Genomic DNA, 17,872 nt, shown 5'->3' on the forward strand with positions numbered 1-17,872 from the left:
AATGACTAACTCTCTACTGACTTGATGACGCTGTTGAGGTTTTCTGAGGACAGATCGGCATTGAGAAATTCCCGATCCTGAGGCAGATCGACGATCAGTTTGGCAATCACACCAAACGTCAGCGTGCCGTGGTCGACGTCATAATTCAGAATATGGCCGCCGCCCTGGCGATCGTCAGTAATGAAATGTTCGTGGTAACCCGCGACATTAATTCCCTGAGTGTAAGCTGGACTACGAAAACCAATAACGCTGCCGCTACGGTGTTCAAAATGAAATGTTGGTTGCCCTTCAATCGCTTCCTGCATCGGTTTATAAGGTCGGCACTGTCGGGGGACGGTACGCGTTTCAACGCAGCGAAAATCCCCATCAATCCGCAAAGCACAGAACAGATTGTCCGTTCCCACGATCTCATCGATCTGGCGATGTACGTCTGCACGCGAGGTCCAGCGATCAAAACGGATCGTTTCTGTCGGGCGAAAGAACGTCATCACCGCAAACGGCGTTTTCTGCTCCGGCTTTGCCGCCCGTGCGCTGCCATCGGATAACAGCTGGAAAATCTGGCTATTTAAGGCAACCAGTTCCCCATCCAAACTATTAAATGTTCCTAATCCAAAGTCGCCATGCTTCAGTAATTCAGCCATCGTTCGGCTACCTTCGTATACGCCATTTATTAGTCCACTCATTAATGAGGTTTGATAAATAACGCTATCTGCATGCTGTCGCCGAAAGTCATAGACGTAGCTAGCAAAGGCTTCTTCACAGGATTGATCACCGACATTCGTTTTCATACCTTCCTTCTCACCGCACCTATTACTTAAACATTACTAATCTTTAGATAAAGATTGACGCGGAAGAGGACAAAATTCCAATATGCCATTCAGGTCATTTCAAGATCGGAAACATATGGAGTTACGTAAATGGAGCTACGTTATCTGCGCTATTTTGTCGCCGTTGCCCAAGCGCGGCATTTCACGCGTGCAGCGGAAAATCTGGGGATGTCACAGCCGCCTCTCAGCCAGCAGATCAAGAAATTCGAGCAGGAGATCGGTACACCGCTGTTCAAGCGCCTGACGCGCGGCGTAGAAATGACGGAAGCGGGACAGGCGCTGTATGAAGATGCACGTCAGATTTTGCAGCTTACCGATTCGGCAATCGCGCGGACAAGAAGCATTGCGCGAGGTGAGAAAGGTAGCCTGAACGTGGGGTTTTCGCCGTCGGCCATGTTCCATCCGACCGTGCTTGCGCTGCTGCATCGTTACTGTCAGCAGCATCCACACGTTCAGCCGCTGCCAAAGGAGGAAAATCCAGCTGCGCTCATCACGGCGCTGCAAGAACGCAATATCGACATCGCATTTCTGCGCCTACCCTGCGATCTCAGTGATGATATTAATGGGGAAATTTTGGCCGAAGAGCCGATGAAGCTGGTGTTACCCGCTGGACACGCGCTTAGCCATAAAGCACAGATTTCACTCAGCGAACTGCGTCAGGAACCACTGATTATTTTCCCGCGCGAGGTGTGTCCGGGGCTGCACGATATGATTATCCGCACCTGCTATCTGTCAGGCTATGGCCCTAGACCCAGCCCATTTGCTCCGCAGTTAATGGCCACCATCGGGATGGTCGCCGCAGGCTTCGGCATCACGCTTGTGCCGGAATCTCTCGCCTGTATTAAGGCGGATAATGTGACCTATCATGATATCGGCATGCCCGAAATCCATACACAAATTGCGGCTATCTGGCGCAAACATGAACGATCGCCCACTATCGTGAATATGATCCACCTGATACGCCAGCATTTAAGCACTCAACATCCCGATTAACGCGCCTAGGTAGAAAATTCCAACCATCTGCTCGTCAAAAAGCTAGTAATTGATATAAATTCTTATATGATATTAGTTATCATTATCATTTTTGACGGGTGGAAAAATGCTGACAGCAATGATCACAGCCTGCGGGCTATGGGGTGTGAGTTGGTGTATGGGGAAGCATCTGTCTAGTGCGTGGGGCGTGCTGCTGCCTTGTGCCATCATGCCGCTATTGGCACTGCTCAACCTGAACCTGACACATCTGAAAGTGATTATCGCCATCGCCCTGCTGGCGACGCTTGTCATGCTGTTCCATCAACGCTTACGCCACTATTTACTGCTGCCATCCTGCATTGCACTGGCTGGCGGTTTGGCGGCGTTGTCCGTCACGTTTAACCTGACGACGCTGTAAATGTACGTTGATCAGTAAATGGATAAGTAGACGTGGCAAAATGCAAAGAATCAGAATTTCGAACAACGAACAGGTATAGAAAAGCCAGAAACGGGATAAAAGAGAATAAATAGGGGGAAAATCAGGGGAGTACAGAGCAAGTCTGTGGTGCGAAGAGAGGGACTTGAACCCTCACGTCCGTAAGGACACTAACACCTGAAGCTAGCGCGTCTACCAATTCCGCCACCTTCGCACTGAGAACGTTGTTTGTCTTATACGGTAAATCTATTACGACATGGTGCGAAGAGAGGGACTTGAACCCTCACGTCCGTAAGAACACTAACACCTGAAGCTAGCGCGTCTACCAATTCCGCCACCTTCGCAACTTTGTCATGTAATAACTGTGTCATGCAACACTGATTTACTGCTTCGGTTCGACAAACCAGAACCGTTGTAATGATGTTGGTGCGAAGAGAGGGACTTGAACCCTCACGTCCGTAAGAACACTAACACCTGAAGCTAGCGCGTCTACCAATTCCGCCACCTTCGCAACACTGCTTTACGCAATATCACTACGGGGGCGAATTCTAGAGGTTTTCGCGTTCACGTCAATGATTATTTCCTCTGGAATGCGGGGTTTGCTGCAAAAATCGTCATCTCGCTGCAGCGTTGCGCGTAAAGAGCTCATCGAGCCATTCTATAAACACCCGAATCCGTGGCGCGAGAAAACGACCGGGCGCATACATCACGTAAAGTGGCATCGCAGGCGGCGGCATTTCCGGCAGGATCTCCACCAGTTCCCCACTTTCCAGAAACGGACGCAGGCCACGACGCGGTGCCTGAATAATCCCCAGCCCGGCACGCGCGCTGGCGATGTAAGCATCGGTGCCGTTAACCTGCAACGCACCGGGCAACATACGCGTAATGCACTCATCACCCGACATGAATTCCAGCGGATAACGGTGTTCGGTACGCAGAGAGAAATAGCCAACCATCTGATGCCCCGACAGCTCATCAAGCGAACGCGGCACGCCGTATCGCGCCAGATAGTCGGCCGACGCACAGGTCATCTGCGGCATTGACGGCAAATGGCGGGTTGCCAGCGTTTCGTCGTCCGTCTGCCAGGCGCGCAGCACACAGTCGACACCTTCACGCAGCACATTAATCGCCGCATCGTTGGCGCTCAGCATCAGCGTCACCTGCGGATAGCGCGCGTAGAATTCGCCCAGCGCCGGAACGACGATTTCCCGCGCCAGCGAATGCGGCATATCTACCCGCACTTTACCCACCGGCTGCTGCTTTTGCTGCGTGAACAGCGTGTCGATCTCTTCAATTTCCGCGAGCAATTGCAGACAGCGTTCATAATAAACGCGCCCTTCATCGGTGATCTGCACCTGACGGGTCGTGCGTTGCAGCAAACGAACTCCCAGCCGAGCTTCAAGCTGTTTGATGGTGTTGCTCACCGTCGCGCGTGGCAGCGTCAGTCGCTCCGCTGCGCGGCTGAAGCTGCCCAGTTCGACAATACGCACAAAAACCCGCATCGCCTGAATGTGATCCATCGCTGCCACCATTGTTAGTTATTTCTGAATAGTGTTGCATAAAAAGCAGTATTTATCTTTGTTGGATAAACAACCAGACTGCTTGCACTGCCAACGAGATGAGGAAGATGACAATGCAACAACGCAAATTAGGCGCGAACGGCCCGCAGGTGTCGGCTATTGGGCTGGGCTGCATGGGAATGAGTGATTTCTATTCCACGGCGCAGGATGAAAAAGAATCCATTGCCACGTTGCATCGCGCACTGGAACTGGGCGTCACGCTGCTGGATACCGCCGACATGTATGGCCCCCACACCAACGAGCAACTGCTCGGCAAAGCGATAAAAGGCAAGCGTGAGCAGGTCTTCCTGGCGACCAAGTTCGGCATCATCCGCGATCCGGCAAACCCCAATGCACGCGGCGTCTGCGGTAAACCGGACTACATCCGCCGCGCGGTGGAAGGCAGCCTGACGCGACTCGGTACGGACGTTATCGATCTTTACTATCAGCACCGCATCGATCCAACCGTTCCCATTGAAGAGACGGTCGGCACGCTGGCCGAGCTGGTTCAGGAAGGCAAGATTCGTTACATCGGCCTGAGTGAAGCCTCCGTCACCACGCTGGAACGTGCGCATCGCGTGCACCCTATTACGGCGTTACAGAGCGAATACTCACTGTGGACCCGCGATATGGAAGCCGAGATTCTGCCCACTTGTGAGCGTTTGGGTATCGGATTTGTGCCTTACAGCCCATTGGGGCGTGGTTTCCTGACCGGCGCGATTCGCAGCCCAGACGACCTGGCCGCCGACGATTTCCGTCGTACCAATCCACGCTTCTCGGGGGAAAATTTCGGTAAAAATCTGCAGTTGGTAGAGAAAATCAACCAACTGGCGCAGGAAAAGCAGGTTACGCCATCACAGCTGGCGCTGGCGTGGGTATTGGCACAGGGTGAACATATCGTGCCGATTCCTGGCACTAAACGCCGCCGCTATCTGGAAGAGAACGTCGCAGCGCTGGATGTCACGCTGACGAAAGAGGAACTGGCCGCCATTGATGCCATCTTCCCGCCCGATGCCGCAGCAGGTGAACGCTACGGCAAGGAGAGTATGGCAGCACTGAATCAGTAAAAGGAAGTATCAGTAATTACCGACGACGGCCTTTAGTGCCTTTGCGCGGCGGGCGGCCCACGATGGCCTGGTATACCTTGAAGCGCCCGGTCTGCGCCAGCACTTCATGGCTACCAAAGGCGGCATCTAACAGCGCTGGATAAGGCAGGAAGGCGTTAGCGACGATGCGCAGCTGTCCGCCAATCGATAAATGGGTCACCGCACCACGAATCAGCATTTCAGCGGCTTGCAGGCTAGTCTGCAAGCCGTCATGGAATGGCGGATTAGACACGATCATATCGAAGCGACCGTCGATGTCTGAGTAGACGTTACTCGCAATCACACTGCCTTCTAACGCATTCGCCGCCAGCGTTGCCTTGCTGGATTCAACGGCGGCTGCGCTGACATCGCTCAACGTCAGGCGGATTTTCGGTGACTGTTTCGCCAGTACCGATGCAAGCACGCCTGCACCACAAGCGATATCCAGCACTTTGCCTTTCATGTGCGGCTCAAACGTAGACAGCAGCAGTCGGCTACCCGGATCCAGGTCATCGCGACTGAAGACGCCCGGAAGCGTTTTGACGGTCACGTCGTCCGTCACATACTCGTCCCACCAATCATCCAGCGTGAAGCTGGCCTGCTTGTCAATCCGACCGTGGTAAAGCCCACAGCGACGTGCACTGTCGATTTTTGCCAGCTCAACGAAGTCAGACAGCACGGGTTCAGCACTACGTACGCCGCTGCGGTTTTCCCCAACAACGAAGATTTCCGCACCGACCGGCATCAGGGACAGCAAGTTACGCAGTTGGAATTCTGCTTCCTGTTTGCTCTTCGGCCAGTAATAAATCAGCGTGTCGCTATCTGCCACCAGCGCCGCATCCGCGACCAGACCATATTGAGCGTTATCCCCAAGTGGCTTTGCCATCTGTTGCCAGTGGTGATATTGGTTGCAATGGACACGCACCGACGCCGCCTCAAATTGCGCGGGCAGGGTATCCTGCAAATCACCGGCAAACAGAACTCGGCGTGAAAGAAATTCGTCACTATGGCGCAGTATGACTTCACTGGCGGGGGTTAATGCGGACATCGGGCTACGGCTCCTTAATCATTGAGCGGGGGATTATATACGCTTCGTCCCCGAAGTTGCAGAGCGGAGAGGAAATAACCGCATCGACGTTGGCGCAGCCTGACGGGGTTTGTTAGCATAGGCACGAATTATTTTCTCGCACGCCAGACAGGATAACGCATGGAATCAAGACGTGACAGGCTGCTACAGCAACTGGGGATTACGCAGTGGACGCTGCGTCGCCCGACAGTGCTGCAAGGCGAAATCGCCGTCAGTCTGCCCGAACAGGTGCGTCTGGTAATCGTCTCCGCCGAGCCGCTGGCCGATGATGAACCGCTGTTGACCGACGTTCTGCGCAGTCTGGCGCTCACGCCTGCGCAAGCCTATCGCCTGACGCCACAGCAGATTGAGATGCTGCCCGCCGATGCACGCTGCCATAGCTGGCGGTTGGGCATCGCGGAACCCATTGCGCTACAGGGCGTTCAGCTTTCCAGCCCTCTGCTTTCCGAACTTTATCAAAATGCCGACGCCAAACGGGCGCTGTGGCAACAGATCTGTGAACATGAACACGATATCTTCTCTGACGCCAGCTGACCTGGCACAAGCCTTTAAAATTGAACAAGTCAGCCACGCTTTTCCCTGGTCGGAAAAGACGTTTATCAGCAATCAGGGTGAACGTTATTTCAACCTGAAATTGGAACATGACGGGCAGCTTGCTGCGTACGCCATCACGCAGGTCGTGCTGGATGAAGCGACGTTATTCAACATCGCGGTGCATCCCGATCACCAGCGTCAGGGATTGGGTCGCCAGCTATTGGAACACCTGATCGACGAAATGGAGCGACGCGGAATTCTGACGCTGTGGCTGGAAGTCCGCGAGTCAAACACACGCGCCATCGCGCTGTATGAAAGTCTGGGATTTAACGAAGTCTCCGTGCGCCGGGATTACTACCCCACGGCACAAGGCCGGGAAGATGCCATTCTCATGGCGCTGCCGCTCGGCTAACACCTTTATCTATACTCCAAATAATTCGAGTTTCAGGAAGGCAGCGGGTGCCATAATGTGCGCCCCGTCCCGCTCTGCTTTTTTTCCTGCCAGAAAAATCCCCGCAACGTGATCGTCATAAATAAAACCTCGTTTCTTTTTTATCACAATTACATTCCATTTCATGTTTCTGGTTTGCAGGCATGCATGGTTTATCCGTTATCTACGAGGAATAATATGAAAAAATACACTCTGGCTACGACGCTCCTGTGCGGCTTATTCTCTCTTTCCGCTTACGCGGTACAAGTAACGGCGGTGACAGCTTCCGCTTATGATTCAGACAAGGGCCACAAACCCGCCAACATTGCCGATGGCGACGTAAAAACCCGCTGGGCAGCAAATGGTGAGAGTTGGGTTCAGTTAGAACTGGATAAAGAACAGTCGGTTGAGAACTTTGTTCTGGTTCCTTTCAAAGCGGACGAGCGCAAACTGAAGTTCTCCGTTTCCTACTCCACCGATGGAAAAACCTGGCAAAAACTGGCCGACAATTTGGTGACCTCCAACAATGCCAAAGACGGTGAAAAATTCACTTTCCCTGCCGTGAAAGCGAAATTCTTCAAGCTGGATACGTTTGGCACCGATGTGAACAAATGGAGTGCCATCAACGAGATCAGCTTTAACAGCGCCGCACAGGTTCCGGCTCAGGCCATTAAGTAACACTGTCGGGGTGACCTGGAGCTTAGGTCTCATGCTGGTCAGTTAAGAGAATATGTTGATAAAAGCTGCTATTTCATTATGCGATAGCAGCTTTTTTGCTTAGTAGGGAGTGGGTGCTACAGATACCACCAAGGTGACAAGCATCTACAACGACGTTATCCAGATGATGTACCTAACAATGAGTTACCGTACTTCATTCGCGACATATTCAATACGAAAATTCTCCCGTTCGGCCTGTGGAGCATCACCAAAATTAACCTGCAATACTTGCCAACGGCTGACATCCCATGCGCAAAGTTGCCCATCCAGTGCCAATGATGCTAGCTCGCTATACGCGGCAATGTTCTGCGCTGTCATCGACAACCAGGCAGCGTTATTCACTTCGTCAATAGCTGGAAGACGCAACGTCAGCCAAGTATCGATCTGCGGCCAGCCAAAATCCAGTGTCAGCTTTTTAAAACCGGGGCTCTGTAAAAACTGCGCCATCGCTTCAGCATTTTTCCATACATAGAGCGGGGCATAGCAGTTTTCATTGTAAAAAGCGTCATCACGTAGGGAAATGAGATAAGCCTTAAACAACAGGCCAGGGAAGCCATTAAGTTTAGCGCCGTTCTGCACAATGCGTGTCTTGACGATAGCCATGTCGTAGTCGGCTGGTAAGGTAAAGCGATATTGCATCACAATCATAATATTTCCTCCGACAACATCTGGCCGTTGCTGAAACTCCATTCATCGGCAGTATTAAACTGGATTATCACCATCACATCATCCGGATGAATATTCAGCACGCTATGCAGTCGCTCGCTTAGCATGCGGAAGAAGTTTCGCTTTTGCTCACGTGTTCTAGGTTTTCCCGCAAAAATATGGAACTGCATAAAATTGTCGCTACGTCCGCCACTTTTATAATGTCTGTCAAATATGCGCTGGCCGGCTGGCAGCGTTTCAAACACTTGAAAGCGATCGGCAGGCGGGACAGCAAACTCATCTATCAGGCTTTGTTGCAGAACATCGGAGATCTGACTTATCTGTGCGTCACTATAACCCTGACGCAGGGTTATACGGGTGAAAGGCATTTCCTTATTCCTCCAAACAACCAAGGGCGGAAACTGCCGCTGGCCAGCCTGCGTAGAATGCCAGATGAGTGAAAGCCTCAACGATCTCTTCGCGGGTTAACCCATTCTGCTGTGCGAAGTTGATATGCCAAGGAAGCTGCTGCACGCGCCCTTGCGCCGTCAGGGCCCCCAGTGTGATCAGGCTACGCTCGCGCGGGGAAAGCGTTTCACGCTTCCAAATATCATTAAACAGTGTGTCTATGCTCAGTTCGGCCAGTTTCGGTGCGACGCTGGCCAGCGTTTCACGATCAAGCGATTTCGCCATGGTATTTTCTCCGTATTGACAGTAGATCAATTCTGGCGCGATAGTTTCATCCCGAAAATCAAATTATTTTCAAATAACCATCCCGAATTTCAGGACGATAATGGACAAACTTTCTCTGACGCTTGACCTCGATGCGCTACGCAGTTTTGTGACAGGTATGGAGTGCGGCAGCTTTGCACTGGCTGCGACACGACTTTGCCGCTCAACCTCGGCGATAAGCGCCCAACTAAAAAAGTTGGAGCAACAGTGCGGTGCCAAACTGGTGGTAAAGCAGGGCCGTCACCTGGTGTTGACCCATACAGGCGAGATATTGATAGGCTATGCCCGTCGTCTGTTGGCACTGAATGATGAGGCGCAGCGAGCAGTGAAAGGTGAGCTATTGCAGGGGGAAATCCGCATTGGCATGCAGGAAGATTTTGGTGAGTCGCTGATGCCTGGTATTTTGGGTGAGTTCAAACGCCACCATCCGGGGCTGCGGATTATTGCGCGAGTAGATCGTAACCAAGCGCTGCTCACCGCACTTGATAACAACGCACTTGATATGGCACTACTGTGGCAGCCGGAGAACACCACGCGTGAAGGCCGACTGCTCGACCAGTGCCAGTTGGAGTGGATACAGCATCCAGAGCTGGACATCAACACACTACTAGCACGGGGGGAACCCTTGCCGTTAGTGATGCTTGAAAGCCCCTGCCTGATGCGTTCACGTGCCACAACCAGCTTAGACCGGGCTGGTATTGCGTGGAAAGTGGTGTTTATCAGCCATAGCCTGAGCGGTATCTGGGCAGCAGTGCAGGCCGGGCTGGGTATTACCGTGCGTACGCGTATTGGGATGCCCAACAATCTCCACATAATGGGGAATGTTTTACCCTCACCAGGGACTATCGGCATTAGGCTGGAGCAAAGGACTGAGAATCAAGCCGTTCACAACGTGCAGGCAGTTCTGGGACAGTTGATGGAAAAGGCGCTGTTAAATGTGAAGCTTGAGTCGCCATGATCAACCTAAAGGCCAGTCTCCCACGGGTTTTACTTAAACGCCCCTCTGATAACCGTACGCAGGTGGGATATTTTCCCTCTCCCCATCAGTACCCACATTTTCCTTAGCATTGAAATAAAAATCATTCTCAACTAATATGCGCCTGAAATTTGACCTCCTATCGCTCCGTTTCAGGCACCAGACATGTCATCAGCCAATATTGATACCTCAGCAGATCTGCATCAGCTCTATTGTCAGCATCATGGCTGGTTACAGGGGCTATTGCGCAAACGGCTGGGGAATCTGTGTGATGCGGCCGATCTGGCGCAGGATGTATTTTTACGGCTTTTGCTGAAGCCGCGTCAGTTCGACAACCACGCAGGCGCGCGGGCTTACCTGAGCGTGATGGCGCAAGGCATGTGCGTCGATCTCTGGCGCAAACGGGAAATTGAGCGCGTCTGGCTCACCTCATTAGCCGAACAGCCGGAGCCAGTTGCTCTGTCGGCGGAAGACAGCAACATCATTCTCGAAACGCTGTATCAGGTTGATGCCATGCTGCGTGCACTACCGGAGAAGGTGCGTGCCGCCTTTATCATGGCGCAGGTGCAGGGATTGCCCTATCGGGAGATTGCCGAAACGCTGGGCGTTTCCGAACGCATGGTGAAAAAGTACATGGCGCAGGCCATGCTGCACTGTGTACTGCTGGAAGCGGAGATAGACGCGGACGGTCAGGCCGTTCATTCATGAACAAGCCCAGCTTCATTGCCTTGCAGCAGGCATCGCAATGGTACGCCCAACTGTGCGATCGGGAACCTGACGATGAGCGCTACCACCACTGGCAGCGCTGGATGGACGAAAGCGAAGAGCATCGTCAGGCCTGGGAATACGTGCAAACGGTCAGCCAGCGTTTCCAACCACTGCGTGGCGACAATCAGCAACCCGCGCTGAACACGCTACTGCACCAGCCTGCGCCGATGACACGCCGCCGTGCGCTCAAGCTCACCGCGCTGCTCAGCACTGGTTCTCTGCTGTCCTGGCTGACTTACCGCCACACGCCGTTAAAAGGCTCGCTGCTGGCGATGACGGCCGATCATCACAGCGCGGTAGGAGAAATCAAACCACTGACCTTACCGGACAACACCCGACTGTGGCTGAACACCGCCAGCGCGATTGATATCCGCTACAGCGACCAGCGGCGGGAAATTGCCCTGCTGGCGGGGGATATTCTGATTGATACCGCCGCCGATGCTCGCCCTTTCTTCGTCACCACCGCGCAAGGGCGCTTGCAGGCGCTGGGCACGCGCTTCAGCGTCGCACAGGAATCGGACACCACCACGCTGACCGTGTACCAACACGCGGTCGACGCCAGCGCCAAGAACGCCACCGCCGCACGTCGAGTCAACGCGGGCTATCACCTGAGTTTTAACGCTGACGGTCAGGGTGACATCGTGCACAACCAGCAGAACGATGCCGACTGGTCACACGGCGTGCTCCAGGCGGACAACATGCCGCTAGGGGACGTCGTGGCGCAGCTGTCCCGCTATCGCCACGGCTATCTGGCGTGCCAGCCTGCCATCGCGGATTTACGCGTGATGGGCACCTTCCCCTTAGCCGATACCGACATGGCACTGAACATGCTGGCGCAGGCCTTCCCGGTCCGCATCCATCGCCGTTTTCCGTGGTGGGTGACCGTCGAACCGCGCTGATATCGCCGTCTTTTTTAGATACCGTTTTTTGGATACCGTTTTTTGAGAAGACAGCCAAAAAATTTTCTCTTTTGAGTTCCCCTTTTTCCACTGTCGTTCGATTCACAGTAAAACCACCAATTTTTACTCTGGGTCAGAAGGCGAATTTTCATGGCATTGATTCCATTTTTCTCTACACAGCGCACACCGTCCAAACTGGCAATGGCCGTTCATCTACTACTGTGCGGCGCACCGCTGGTCGCGCATTCCACCGCAACGGCGGCAGAAACGACAGTCGCGGCGGCAACCAAAACCTATTCCATCTCTGCCGGGCCGCTTAACCAGCAGCTAAACCAGTTTGCCGCCCAGTCGGGCGTTTATCTGGTCGGCGATGCACAGCTGGCGACCGGAAAAACCGGGCCGTCCCTGCAAGGGAATTACAGCGTCGATAGCGGGTTTTCGGCACTGCTCGCCGGAAGCGGGCTTCAGGTGATTCCGCAGCCTAACGGCGTCTGGCGCTTACAGAGAATACCGCAGGGGGATGAAATGCTGGTCGTGGCGGGCGTCAACCGCCACGGCGTGACCGAAGGCACCCAGTCCTACACCACGCGCAGCATGAACACCGCAACGCAGCTGAATCTGTCGCCGCGAGAAACGCCGCAGTCGGTGAGCGTCGTCACGCGTCAGCGGATGGACGATCAGAATATGACCTCTCTGGATGAGGCGATGAAGCAAACCACTGGCATTAACGTGGTCAATCAGAATAGCTATCAGGTGAAATACGAATCGCGCGCCTTCGTGATGGATAATATCAAGGAAGACGGCGTTAACTTCTCAAGCCAGAACAGCGTCTCCAACATGGGCGCGGTGCAAGCTTCCAGCGAATCACCCGATCTGGCGATTTATGACCGCGTCGAGATCCTGCGCGGCGCGTCTGGCCTGTCACAAGGCAATGGCGAACCCGGCGGCACCGTTAATCTGGTGCGCAAACAGCCTACCCACAATTTTCAGGCATCCGGCAGCGTTGGCGCGGGCAGTTGGGATAATTACCGCAGCGAGCTCGATGTCTCCGGGCCGCTGAACGACGATGCCAGCCTGCGCGCCCGTCTCGTTGGGGTTTATCAAGATAGACAGAGCTTTAAAGATTACGAGCACAGCGAAAGAAAAGTGCTGTTCGGTACGCTGGCCTACGATCTGACGCCGTCCACCACGGTCACTGGCGGCATCAACTGGCAAAAGACCCGAGGCGTGCCTGATGTTTATGGCATCCCGTTCGCCACCAATAAAAGTAGCCTGAACCTGCCGCGATCCACCTATCTGGGCGCAAGCTGGAACCGTATCGAATTTGAAAAAATTAACCCGTTTGTCGAACTGGAGCACCACTTCGATAACGACTGGACGCTGAAAACCGCGCTGAACTATATCCATTCCCGCGCAGACAGCAGCTATATCGGCATCATGAACGGCACAAGCGGCGTCAATCCGGCAACGGGAAATTCGTCGCTGAACAATAACCTGCGCTACGACAATAAGGCCGAACAGTGGGGTTACAACCTGAGCCTGAACGGCCCGTTCGAGCTGCTGGGACGAAACCATGAACTGGTGGTGGGCGGTGATTATCAGAAGGAGAACTTCGATAACAACCACATCCGCATCAACAACACCAACACCGTGAATATCTTCAACTGGCAGCCGAATTCGCTGGCAGAACCAGACTGGTCAAATACGAGTCTCTACAGCAATCACTACAACGACCGCTTTAATTTATATCAGCGCGGCGCGTTCGCCACGGCCAGATTCGAGCTGGCGGACGACTGGAAGCTGATTCTGGGTGGCCGCTACAGCGCCTACAGCTACGACGAATATTTCACTAACCATTTCCGCAATACGTCCTCACTCAGCAGCCTGCATGCCAGCAATGAATTTGTGCCTTACGGTGGCCTGCTGTGGGACTTTGCCGACAACTACACCTGGTATCTGAGCTACGCCGAGATCTACAAGCCGCAGAGCGAAAAAGATCGCAACGGTCAGCTGCTGCCAGCCATTACCGGCACCAACTATGAAACCGGCGTGAAGGGCGAGTTCTTTGATGGCGATCTGAATACCTCTCTGGCGCTGTTCCGCATTATTCAGGCAAACCGTGCGATAGCCGTCGCGGATAGCTCGGTTTGCCTGATCGGGACAAGCTGCTCCCAAGCTCAAGGCGAAGTACGCAGCCAGGGTGTCGAGTTCGATGTCACGGGCAAACTGGCCGAAGGCTGGCAGATTCAGGCCGGTTATACCCTGACTAACAGTAAATATCTTGAAGGCAGCGCAAGCGAAAGAGCCGCACAGTTCAGCCCGCGCACGCCGAAGCATATGTTCAAGCTCTACACCTCATACAATCTGCCGGGTGAGTTGAACCAATGGACGATTGGCGCGGGTATGACGGCACAGACCGAGACGCAAACCTACCCTAATCGGGCTTATGGCCTGCATCAGGGCGGCTACACCCTGTTTAACGCCAATATCCGTTATCAACACAGCAAAAACCTGAGCTTCAATCTGGTGGGTAATAATCTGACGGATAAAACCTACTTCTTAAACCTGAACAACCGCCATCTTAGCGGCAACAACTATTACGGCGATCCGCGTAATTTCATGCTGACCGCGAAGTGGAATTTCTAAGCGAACACGCCTGCCAGCTTCTGCTGGCAGGCCATCGCCCCATCCATTATGCAAACGCTTAGACGCTTTTATTCACTGGTCGCGCCTTTCTGGCTGACTACACGCGCCACGCTGCTGTGGTTTTTGCTGTTGCTGATTATGAGCCTGACGCTCTCCGTCGTGTGGATCAGCGTGCAGTACAATAACTGGAGTCGGGATTTTTACGACGCGCTGGCCGACTATTTTCAGCATGCGTCAGTCTACGATATGGCCGTGCGCTATCTGGCCTACACGCTGCTGTTCGTGCTGGTGATCATCTGCGGCAACTGGCTCAAGAAACAGCTGATTATCCGCTGGCGCGATACCATGACGCAGCAGTATGAGCAGGATTGGCTGCGCAATCATGCCCACTATCAGCTCAACTCAGGGCTGGATAATCCCGATCAGCGCATCGCGGAAGATATTCGCCTGCTGATCGAACAAAGCCTCGAACTCCTGCTTTCGCTGCTGAAAAATACCGCCCGTTTTTTCTCTTTCATCGCGATTCTCTGGCAGCTTTCCGGCGTCCATACCTTCACGCTGAGCGGCTACACCATCACGATACACGGCTATCTGGTGTGGATTGCGCTGGTTTACGCCGCAGTAGCCAGCATCGTGACGCACCTGCTGGGGCACCGCCTGCACAAGCTAAATATTGAGCGTCAGCGGACGGAGGCCGACTATCGCGCCACGTTGTTGCGGGTACGGGATAACAGTGAGCAGATTGCGTTTTACCAAGGGAGCGACGCCGAGCAGCAGCGGATGCGGCAGTATTTCCAGCCCATCGTGCAAAACTGGCAGCGCTTAATGGCGCGGGAATTCCGGCTGGAGAGCTTTACGACCAGCTATTTCCGCTTCAGCCTGATTATCCCAGTTTTCGCTACGCTGCCACTGTTTCTCGCACGTCAGATTAGCCTCGGGGCGATTATGCAGGCGCGATCCGCCTTCGGCTATGTGCTGGATGCGTTTGGCTGGTTTATCGATGCCTATCGCCAGCTGGTTCAGTGGTCTTCCACGATTGAACGCCTGTGGGAATTCCAGCACCGCTTACAGCAACTGCCTGTGCCAGACGCCCCGTGCCATGAAGGTCATACTCTGCATATCAACGCGCTGTCCGTACCGCGCCCCGATGGTTCGCCGTATTTCGCCCCGCTGACGCTCACGCTTCAGGCTGGCGAATGGGCGACGCTTAACGCAGCCAGCGGCACGGGAAAAACCACGCTGCTACGGGCGCTGGCGGGGCTGTGGCCTGTCTCACAAGGAGGCTGGCATTTCCCAGCGGGCCGCGCGCTGTTTCTGCCGCAAAAGGCCTATTTACCGCAGGACACGCTGCGTCAGGTACTGTGTTATCCGCAGGCACAGTTAGCGGATACTGCACAGCTGATTGCAGTGCTGGAACAAACCGGGCTGACCGCACTGACTCCTCGTCTGGACGACAAGGCGAACTGGAGTCGGGAGCTATCGGGCGGCGAACAGCAGCGCCTGTCGCTCGCGCGTGCGCTGTTGCTCCGCCCGACGCTACTTTGTCTGGATGAAGCCACCAGCCAGCTCGATGACGCAGCGGCGCTTCAACTGCTAGAACACATCAGGATTACGCTGCCACAAACCATTGTTTTGGCCGTCAGCCACCAGCCTGCCGTACAGGCCAGTTTCAGACATCAGATACGGTTAACACCGCTCGAACCAGAGAAGAAAGCGCACACAGAAAACCACGCAGACGATCCTTCTGTTGCGCCGCTAGCGGCGGACAATCAGCAGGTTGCTTATGGAAAGATGTGAAGAAAACAGCAGGGACGCTAATGACGTGCATCAAAATCATATTGCTCCACTATTTCCATTAACCATGAAATGAAGCATTCAACTCTTTTGGGCAGGTGCTTTTTACTCGGATAGAGGATTGTGACGTTTTTCTCAGTCAGGCTCCACGTTTTAAAAACAGGGACAAGCATCCCTTTCTTAACATAGGCATCAGCAGCCAGATACATTCCGGGGCATACACCGTACCCTGACGCACAATAGGCTAATGCCAGATCTTGATCGCTAATAAATTGGTGCTTCCCACTTCTGACAACAGCGTGTTCCTTCGCCTTTTGCAAATGCCAAATCAGTTCTTTTTCATCATTTGCCATCCAGGATATTAACTTTTCATCCTGAAGGCTTGATGGACACGGCGCTTGTGATAATGAACTCGCTAATTCAGGCGAAGCATAAAGCTGAAAAGGAATATGGCATAACGGCCTCGCAATCAAACTTGAATCTTCCAGACTCCCACCTCTGATAGCAAGATCGATACTTTCCTGATGAATTTTTGCTATCGAATCATTGGACCTCAGGCTGATCTGAATCTCTGGATATTTGGAATTAAAGTCGTGCAAATGAGGCTGAATAATCCATCGGGCAATAGGAGATAAAACATCTACCGTTATTCTTCCTGAAAATGAATGCTGTTCAAGCTTAAGGTTCTGCTCAACCCTGTCAATATTCTTTAACAAAGCAGCACATTCTTCGAAGTATTCTTGTCCGGCATGTGTAATTTTCACTGCTCGAGTTGTTCTTTCAAAGAGCCTAATACCCAATTCACTCTCAAGGTCATTTATTCTTTGAGAAATTCTTGCTTTTGGAAGATTGAGCTTAAGGGCAGCTGCGCTGAAACTTCCTGTTTCAGCCACAGAGATAAAAGCTTGCATTGCTCTCAATTTATCCATTGTCAAAAAATCCTGAACAGTGAGTTAAATTTTATCGGATTGTACCTAAACGCCGGGAATAATAAAATCATACCATTCAGAAGGAGTCTACTATGCTATGTGATAATGAGACAGGCCAATGCCTGATCGATACAAAAAAAGAATTATCTCCTATCCCCGATCGGCAAACAGAAAAAGAAGCTGTGATCGTCCATTATGTCGGAGACCCAATGTGTTCCTGGTGTTGGGGAATATCTCAATCCGTCAGCCGTATAGAGACGTTTTGTAACGACAATCAATATCAATTCACACTGACAAACGGCGGACTGCGTGCTGGTGGCGGAGATGAATGGAATGCCTCCTTCAAAAATTTCTTACGTCGGGAATGGGAGCACATCAGTTCGAAAACAGGCCAGCCATTCTCCTATACGTTGCTGGATGCAGAATATTTTAATTACGACACCGAGCCAGCCTGTCGTGCCGTTGTCAGCGCAGGGCTTATTGCAAAAGACACAAAAATTGCGTTCTTCCGCGAAGCACAAAGGAAATTCTATACACAATCGGAAGACCCAAAGAAAATAGAATTTTATGAAAGTATCTGCCTTACCACTGGCATTGATTTCGATGATTTCAAGAAAGTCTTCACGTCAAAATTTGCGATAACAGAAACCATCAATGAGTTTTATAGAGCGCGTCACTTTGGTGTTAATGCTTTCCCGACAATCCTGATTGAAAAAGATAGCATCATTAAAAAAATCGCCTCTGGCTATGTCAGTGAAAGAGAAATAACGGCTATATTAATTGAAAACTTATCATAATTTACATTTCATAAATACCAGCCAATCTATAACATCCGC

Annotated in this window: 19 protein-coding genes and 3 tRNA genes; 12 read left to right on the top strand and 10 right to left on the bottom strand. The window is 52.7% G+C overall.

Translation table 11 applies throughout. The annotated features are described in order from the left end of the window. Positions 1-5: 5 nt before the first annotated feature. Entirely contained in the window at positions 6-788 is a 783-nt protein-coding gene (gene budA, locus QWJ20_RS07320) for an acetolactate decarboxylase (RefSeq protein WP_433992188.1), read from the bottom strand. A gap of 129 nt (positions 789-917) precedes the next feature. Here budA and QWJ20_RS07325 point away from each other — a divergent pair, with 129 nt between their 5' ends. Both QWJ20_RS07325 and QWJ20_RS07330 read left to right on the top strand, forming a co-directional pair. Continuing rightward, complete coding sequence (locus QWJ20_RS07325) at positions 918-1,820, top strand: LysR family transcriptional regulator (protein ID WP_433992189.1); 903 nt, start codon at positions 918-920, stop codon at positions 1,818-1,820. A gap of 106 nt (positions 1,821-1,926) precedes the next feature. Then, entirely contained in the window at positions 1,927-2,217 is a 291-nt protein-coding gene (locus QWJ20_RS07330; RefSeq protein WP_029369019.1) for a DUF1435 domain-containing protein, read from the top strand. A gap of 145 nt (positions 2,218-2,362) precedes the next feature. Here QWJ20_RS07330 and QWJ20_RS07335 read toward each other — a convergent pair. From QWJ20_RS07335 to QWJ20_RS07350, 4 genes are all read right to left on the bottom strand, one after another. Next, a tRNA-Leu gene (locus tag QWJ20_RS07335) sits at positions 2,363-2,449 on the bottom strand. A gap of 43 nt (positions 2,450-2,492) precedes the next feature. Then, positions 2,493-2,579 (bottom strand) — tRNA-Leu (locus QWJ20_RS07340). 80 nt (positions 2,580-2,659) lie between these two features. Continuing rightward, positions 2,660-2,746: transfer RNA gene (locus QWJ20_RS07345), tRNA-Leu, on the bottom strand. Between the two features lie 103 nt (positions 2,747-2,849). Next, positions 2,850-3,755, bottom strand: a complete 906-nt coding sequence (locus tag QWJ20_RS07350) for a LysR family transcriptional regulator (RefSeq protein ID WP_433992190.1) — start codon at positions 3,753-3,755, stop codon at positions 2,850-2,852. A 113-nt stretch (positions 3,756-3,868) separates the two neighbouring features. Here QWJ20_RS07350 and QWJ20_RS07355 point away from each other — a divergent pair, with 113 nt between their 5' ends. Further along, a complete protein-coding gene (locus QWJ20_RS07355; RefSeq protein WP_433992191.1) occupies positions 3,869-4,861 on the top strand; it encodes an aldo/keto reductase in 993 nt (330 codons plus the stop codon). A gap of 16 nt (positions 4,862-4,877) precedes the next feature. Here the strand turns inward: QWJ20_RS07355 and rsmC are convergent, their stop codons facing one another. Continuing rightward, entirely contained in the window at positions 4,878-5,927 is a 1,050-nt protein-coding gene (rsmC, locus tag QWJ20_RS07360) for a 16S rRNA (guanine(1207)-N(2))-methyltransferase RsmC (protein WP_109410740.1), read from the bottom strand. Positions 5,928-6,086: 159 nt separating this feature from the next. On the opposite strand from rsmC, the gene QWJ20_RS07365 reads away from it, so the two are divergent. From QWJ20_RS07365 to QWJ20_RS07375, 3 genes are all read left to right on the top strand, one after another. Then, entirely contained in the window at positions 6,087-6,500 is a 414-nt protein-coding gene (locus tag QWJ20_RS07365; protein ID WP_249715552.1) for a DNA polymerase III subunit psi, read from the top strand. Next, the gene (gene rimI, locus QWJ20_RS07370; protein WP_249715553.1) at positions 6,469-6,912 is read left to right on the top strand and encodes a ribosomal protein S18-alanine N-acetyltransferase; all 444 of its coding nucleotides are present in this window, start codon (positions 6,469-6,471) and stop codon (positions 6,910-6,912) included. The genes QWJ20_RS07365 and rimI overlap by 32 nt, the downstream gene beginning before the upstream one ends. Before the next feature lie 216 nt (positions 6,913-7,128). After that, entirely contained in the window at positions 7,129-7,608 is a 480-nt protein-coding gene (locus QWJ20_RS07375) for a discoidin domain-containing protein (protein WP_010279759.1), read from the top strand. A gap of 183 nt (positions 7,609-7,791) precedes the next feature. Here the strand turns inward: QWJ20_RS07375 and QWJ20_RS07380 are convergent, their stop codons facing one another. The 3 genes from QWJ20_RS07380 to QWJ20_RS07390 are packed head-to-tail and all read right to left on the bottom strand — an operon-like array spanning position 7,792 to position 8,985. Next, positions 7,792-8,295 carry a DUF4865 family protein gene (locus QWJ20_RS07380; protein ID WP_433992192.1) on the bottom strand — a complete coding sequence of 168 codons (504 nt, stop codon included), beginning with the start codon at positions 8,293-8,295 and terminating at the stop codon, positions 7,792-7,794. Continuing rightward, the gene (locus QWJ20_RS07385) at positions 8,292-8,681 is read right to left on the bottom strand and encodes a tautomerase family protein (protein ID WP_174868578.1); all 390 of its coding nucleotides are present in this window, start codon (positions 8,679-8,681) and stop codon (positions 8,292-8,294) included. The genes QWJ20_RS07380 and QWJ20_RS07385 overlap by 4 nt, the downstream gene beginning before the upstream one ends. 4 nt (positions 8,682-8,685) lie before the next feature. Next, positions 8,686-8,985, bottom strand: a complete 300-nt coding sequence (locus QWJ20_RS07390) for a carboxymuconolactone decarboxylase family protein (protein WP_174868577.1) — start codon at positions 8,983-8,985, stop codon at positions 8,686-8,688. Between the two features lie 100 nt (positions 8,986-9,085). On the opposite strand from QWJ20_RS07390, the gene QWJ20_RS07395 reads away from it, so the two are divergent. The 5 genes from QWJ20_RS07395 (at position 9,086) to QWJ20_RS07415 (ending at position 16,110) form a co-directional block, all read left to right on the top strand. After that, on the top strand, positions 9,086-9,982 hold the full coding sequence (locus QWJ20_RS07395) for a LysR substrate-binding domain-containing protein (protein WP_174877269.1): 897 nt from the start codon (positions 9,086-9,088) through the stop codon (positions 9,980-9,982). 183 nt (positions 9,983-10,165) lie between these two features. Beyond that, on the top strand, positions 10,166-10,708 hold the full coding sequence (locus QWJ20_RS07400) for a sigma-70 family RNA polymerase sigma factor (RefSeq protein WP_249715555.1): 543 nt from the start codon (positions 10,166-10,168) through the stop codon (positions 10,706-10,708). After that, positions 10,705-11,667: a FecR domain-containing protein gene (locus QWJ20_RS07405; protein ID WP_249715556.1), complete on the top strand. Its 963-nt coding sequence runs from the start codon at positions 10,705-10,707 to the stop codon at positions 11,665-11,667. Before QWJ20_RS07400 ends, QWJ20_RS07405 begins: the two co-directional genes overlap by 4 nt. Positions 11,668-11,817: 150 nt before the next feature. Further along, a complete protein-coding gene (locus QWJ20_RS07410) occupies positions 11,818-14,313 on the top strand; it encodes a TonB-dependent siderophore receptor (protein WP_433992193.1) in 2,496 nt (831 codons plus the stop codon). A 48-nt stretch (positions 14,314-14,361) separates the two neighbouring features. Beyond that, positions 14,362-16,110: an ABC transporter ATP-binding protein/permease gene (locus QWJ20_RS07415; protein WP_433992194.1), complete on the top strand. Its 1,749-nt coding sequence runs from the start codon at positions 14,362-14,364 to the stop codon at positions 16,108-16,110. Positions 16,111-16,127: 17 nt separating this feature from the next. On the opposite strand, the gene QWJ20_RS07420 is transcribed toward QWJ20_RS07415, so the two are convergent. Then, a complete protein-coding gene (locus QWJ20_RS07420) occupies positions 16,128-17,036 on the bottom strand; it encodes a LysR family transcriptional regulator (RefSeq protein WP_433992195.1) in 909 nt (302 codons plus the stop codon). A 92-nt stretch (positions 17,037-17,128) separates the two neighbouring features. On the opposite strand from QWJ20_RS07420, the gene QWJ20_RS07425 reads away from it, so the two are divergent. Further along, positions 17,129-17,833: a DsbA family protein gene (locus QWJ20_RS07425; protein ID WP_433992196.1), complete on the top strand. Its 705-nt coding sequence runs from the start codon at positions 17,129-17,131 to the stop codon at positions 17,831-17,833. The last annotated feature ends 39 nt before the right edge of the window (positions 17,834-17,872 follow it).

The organism is Pectobacterium sp. S5 (genome assembly GCF_051707265.1).
Taxonomy (GTDB): Bacteria; Pseudomonadota; Gammaproteobacteria; order Enterobacterales; family Enterobacteriaceae; genus Pectobacterium; species Pectobacterium polare.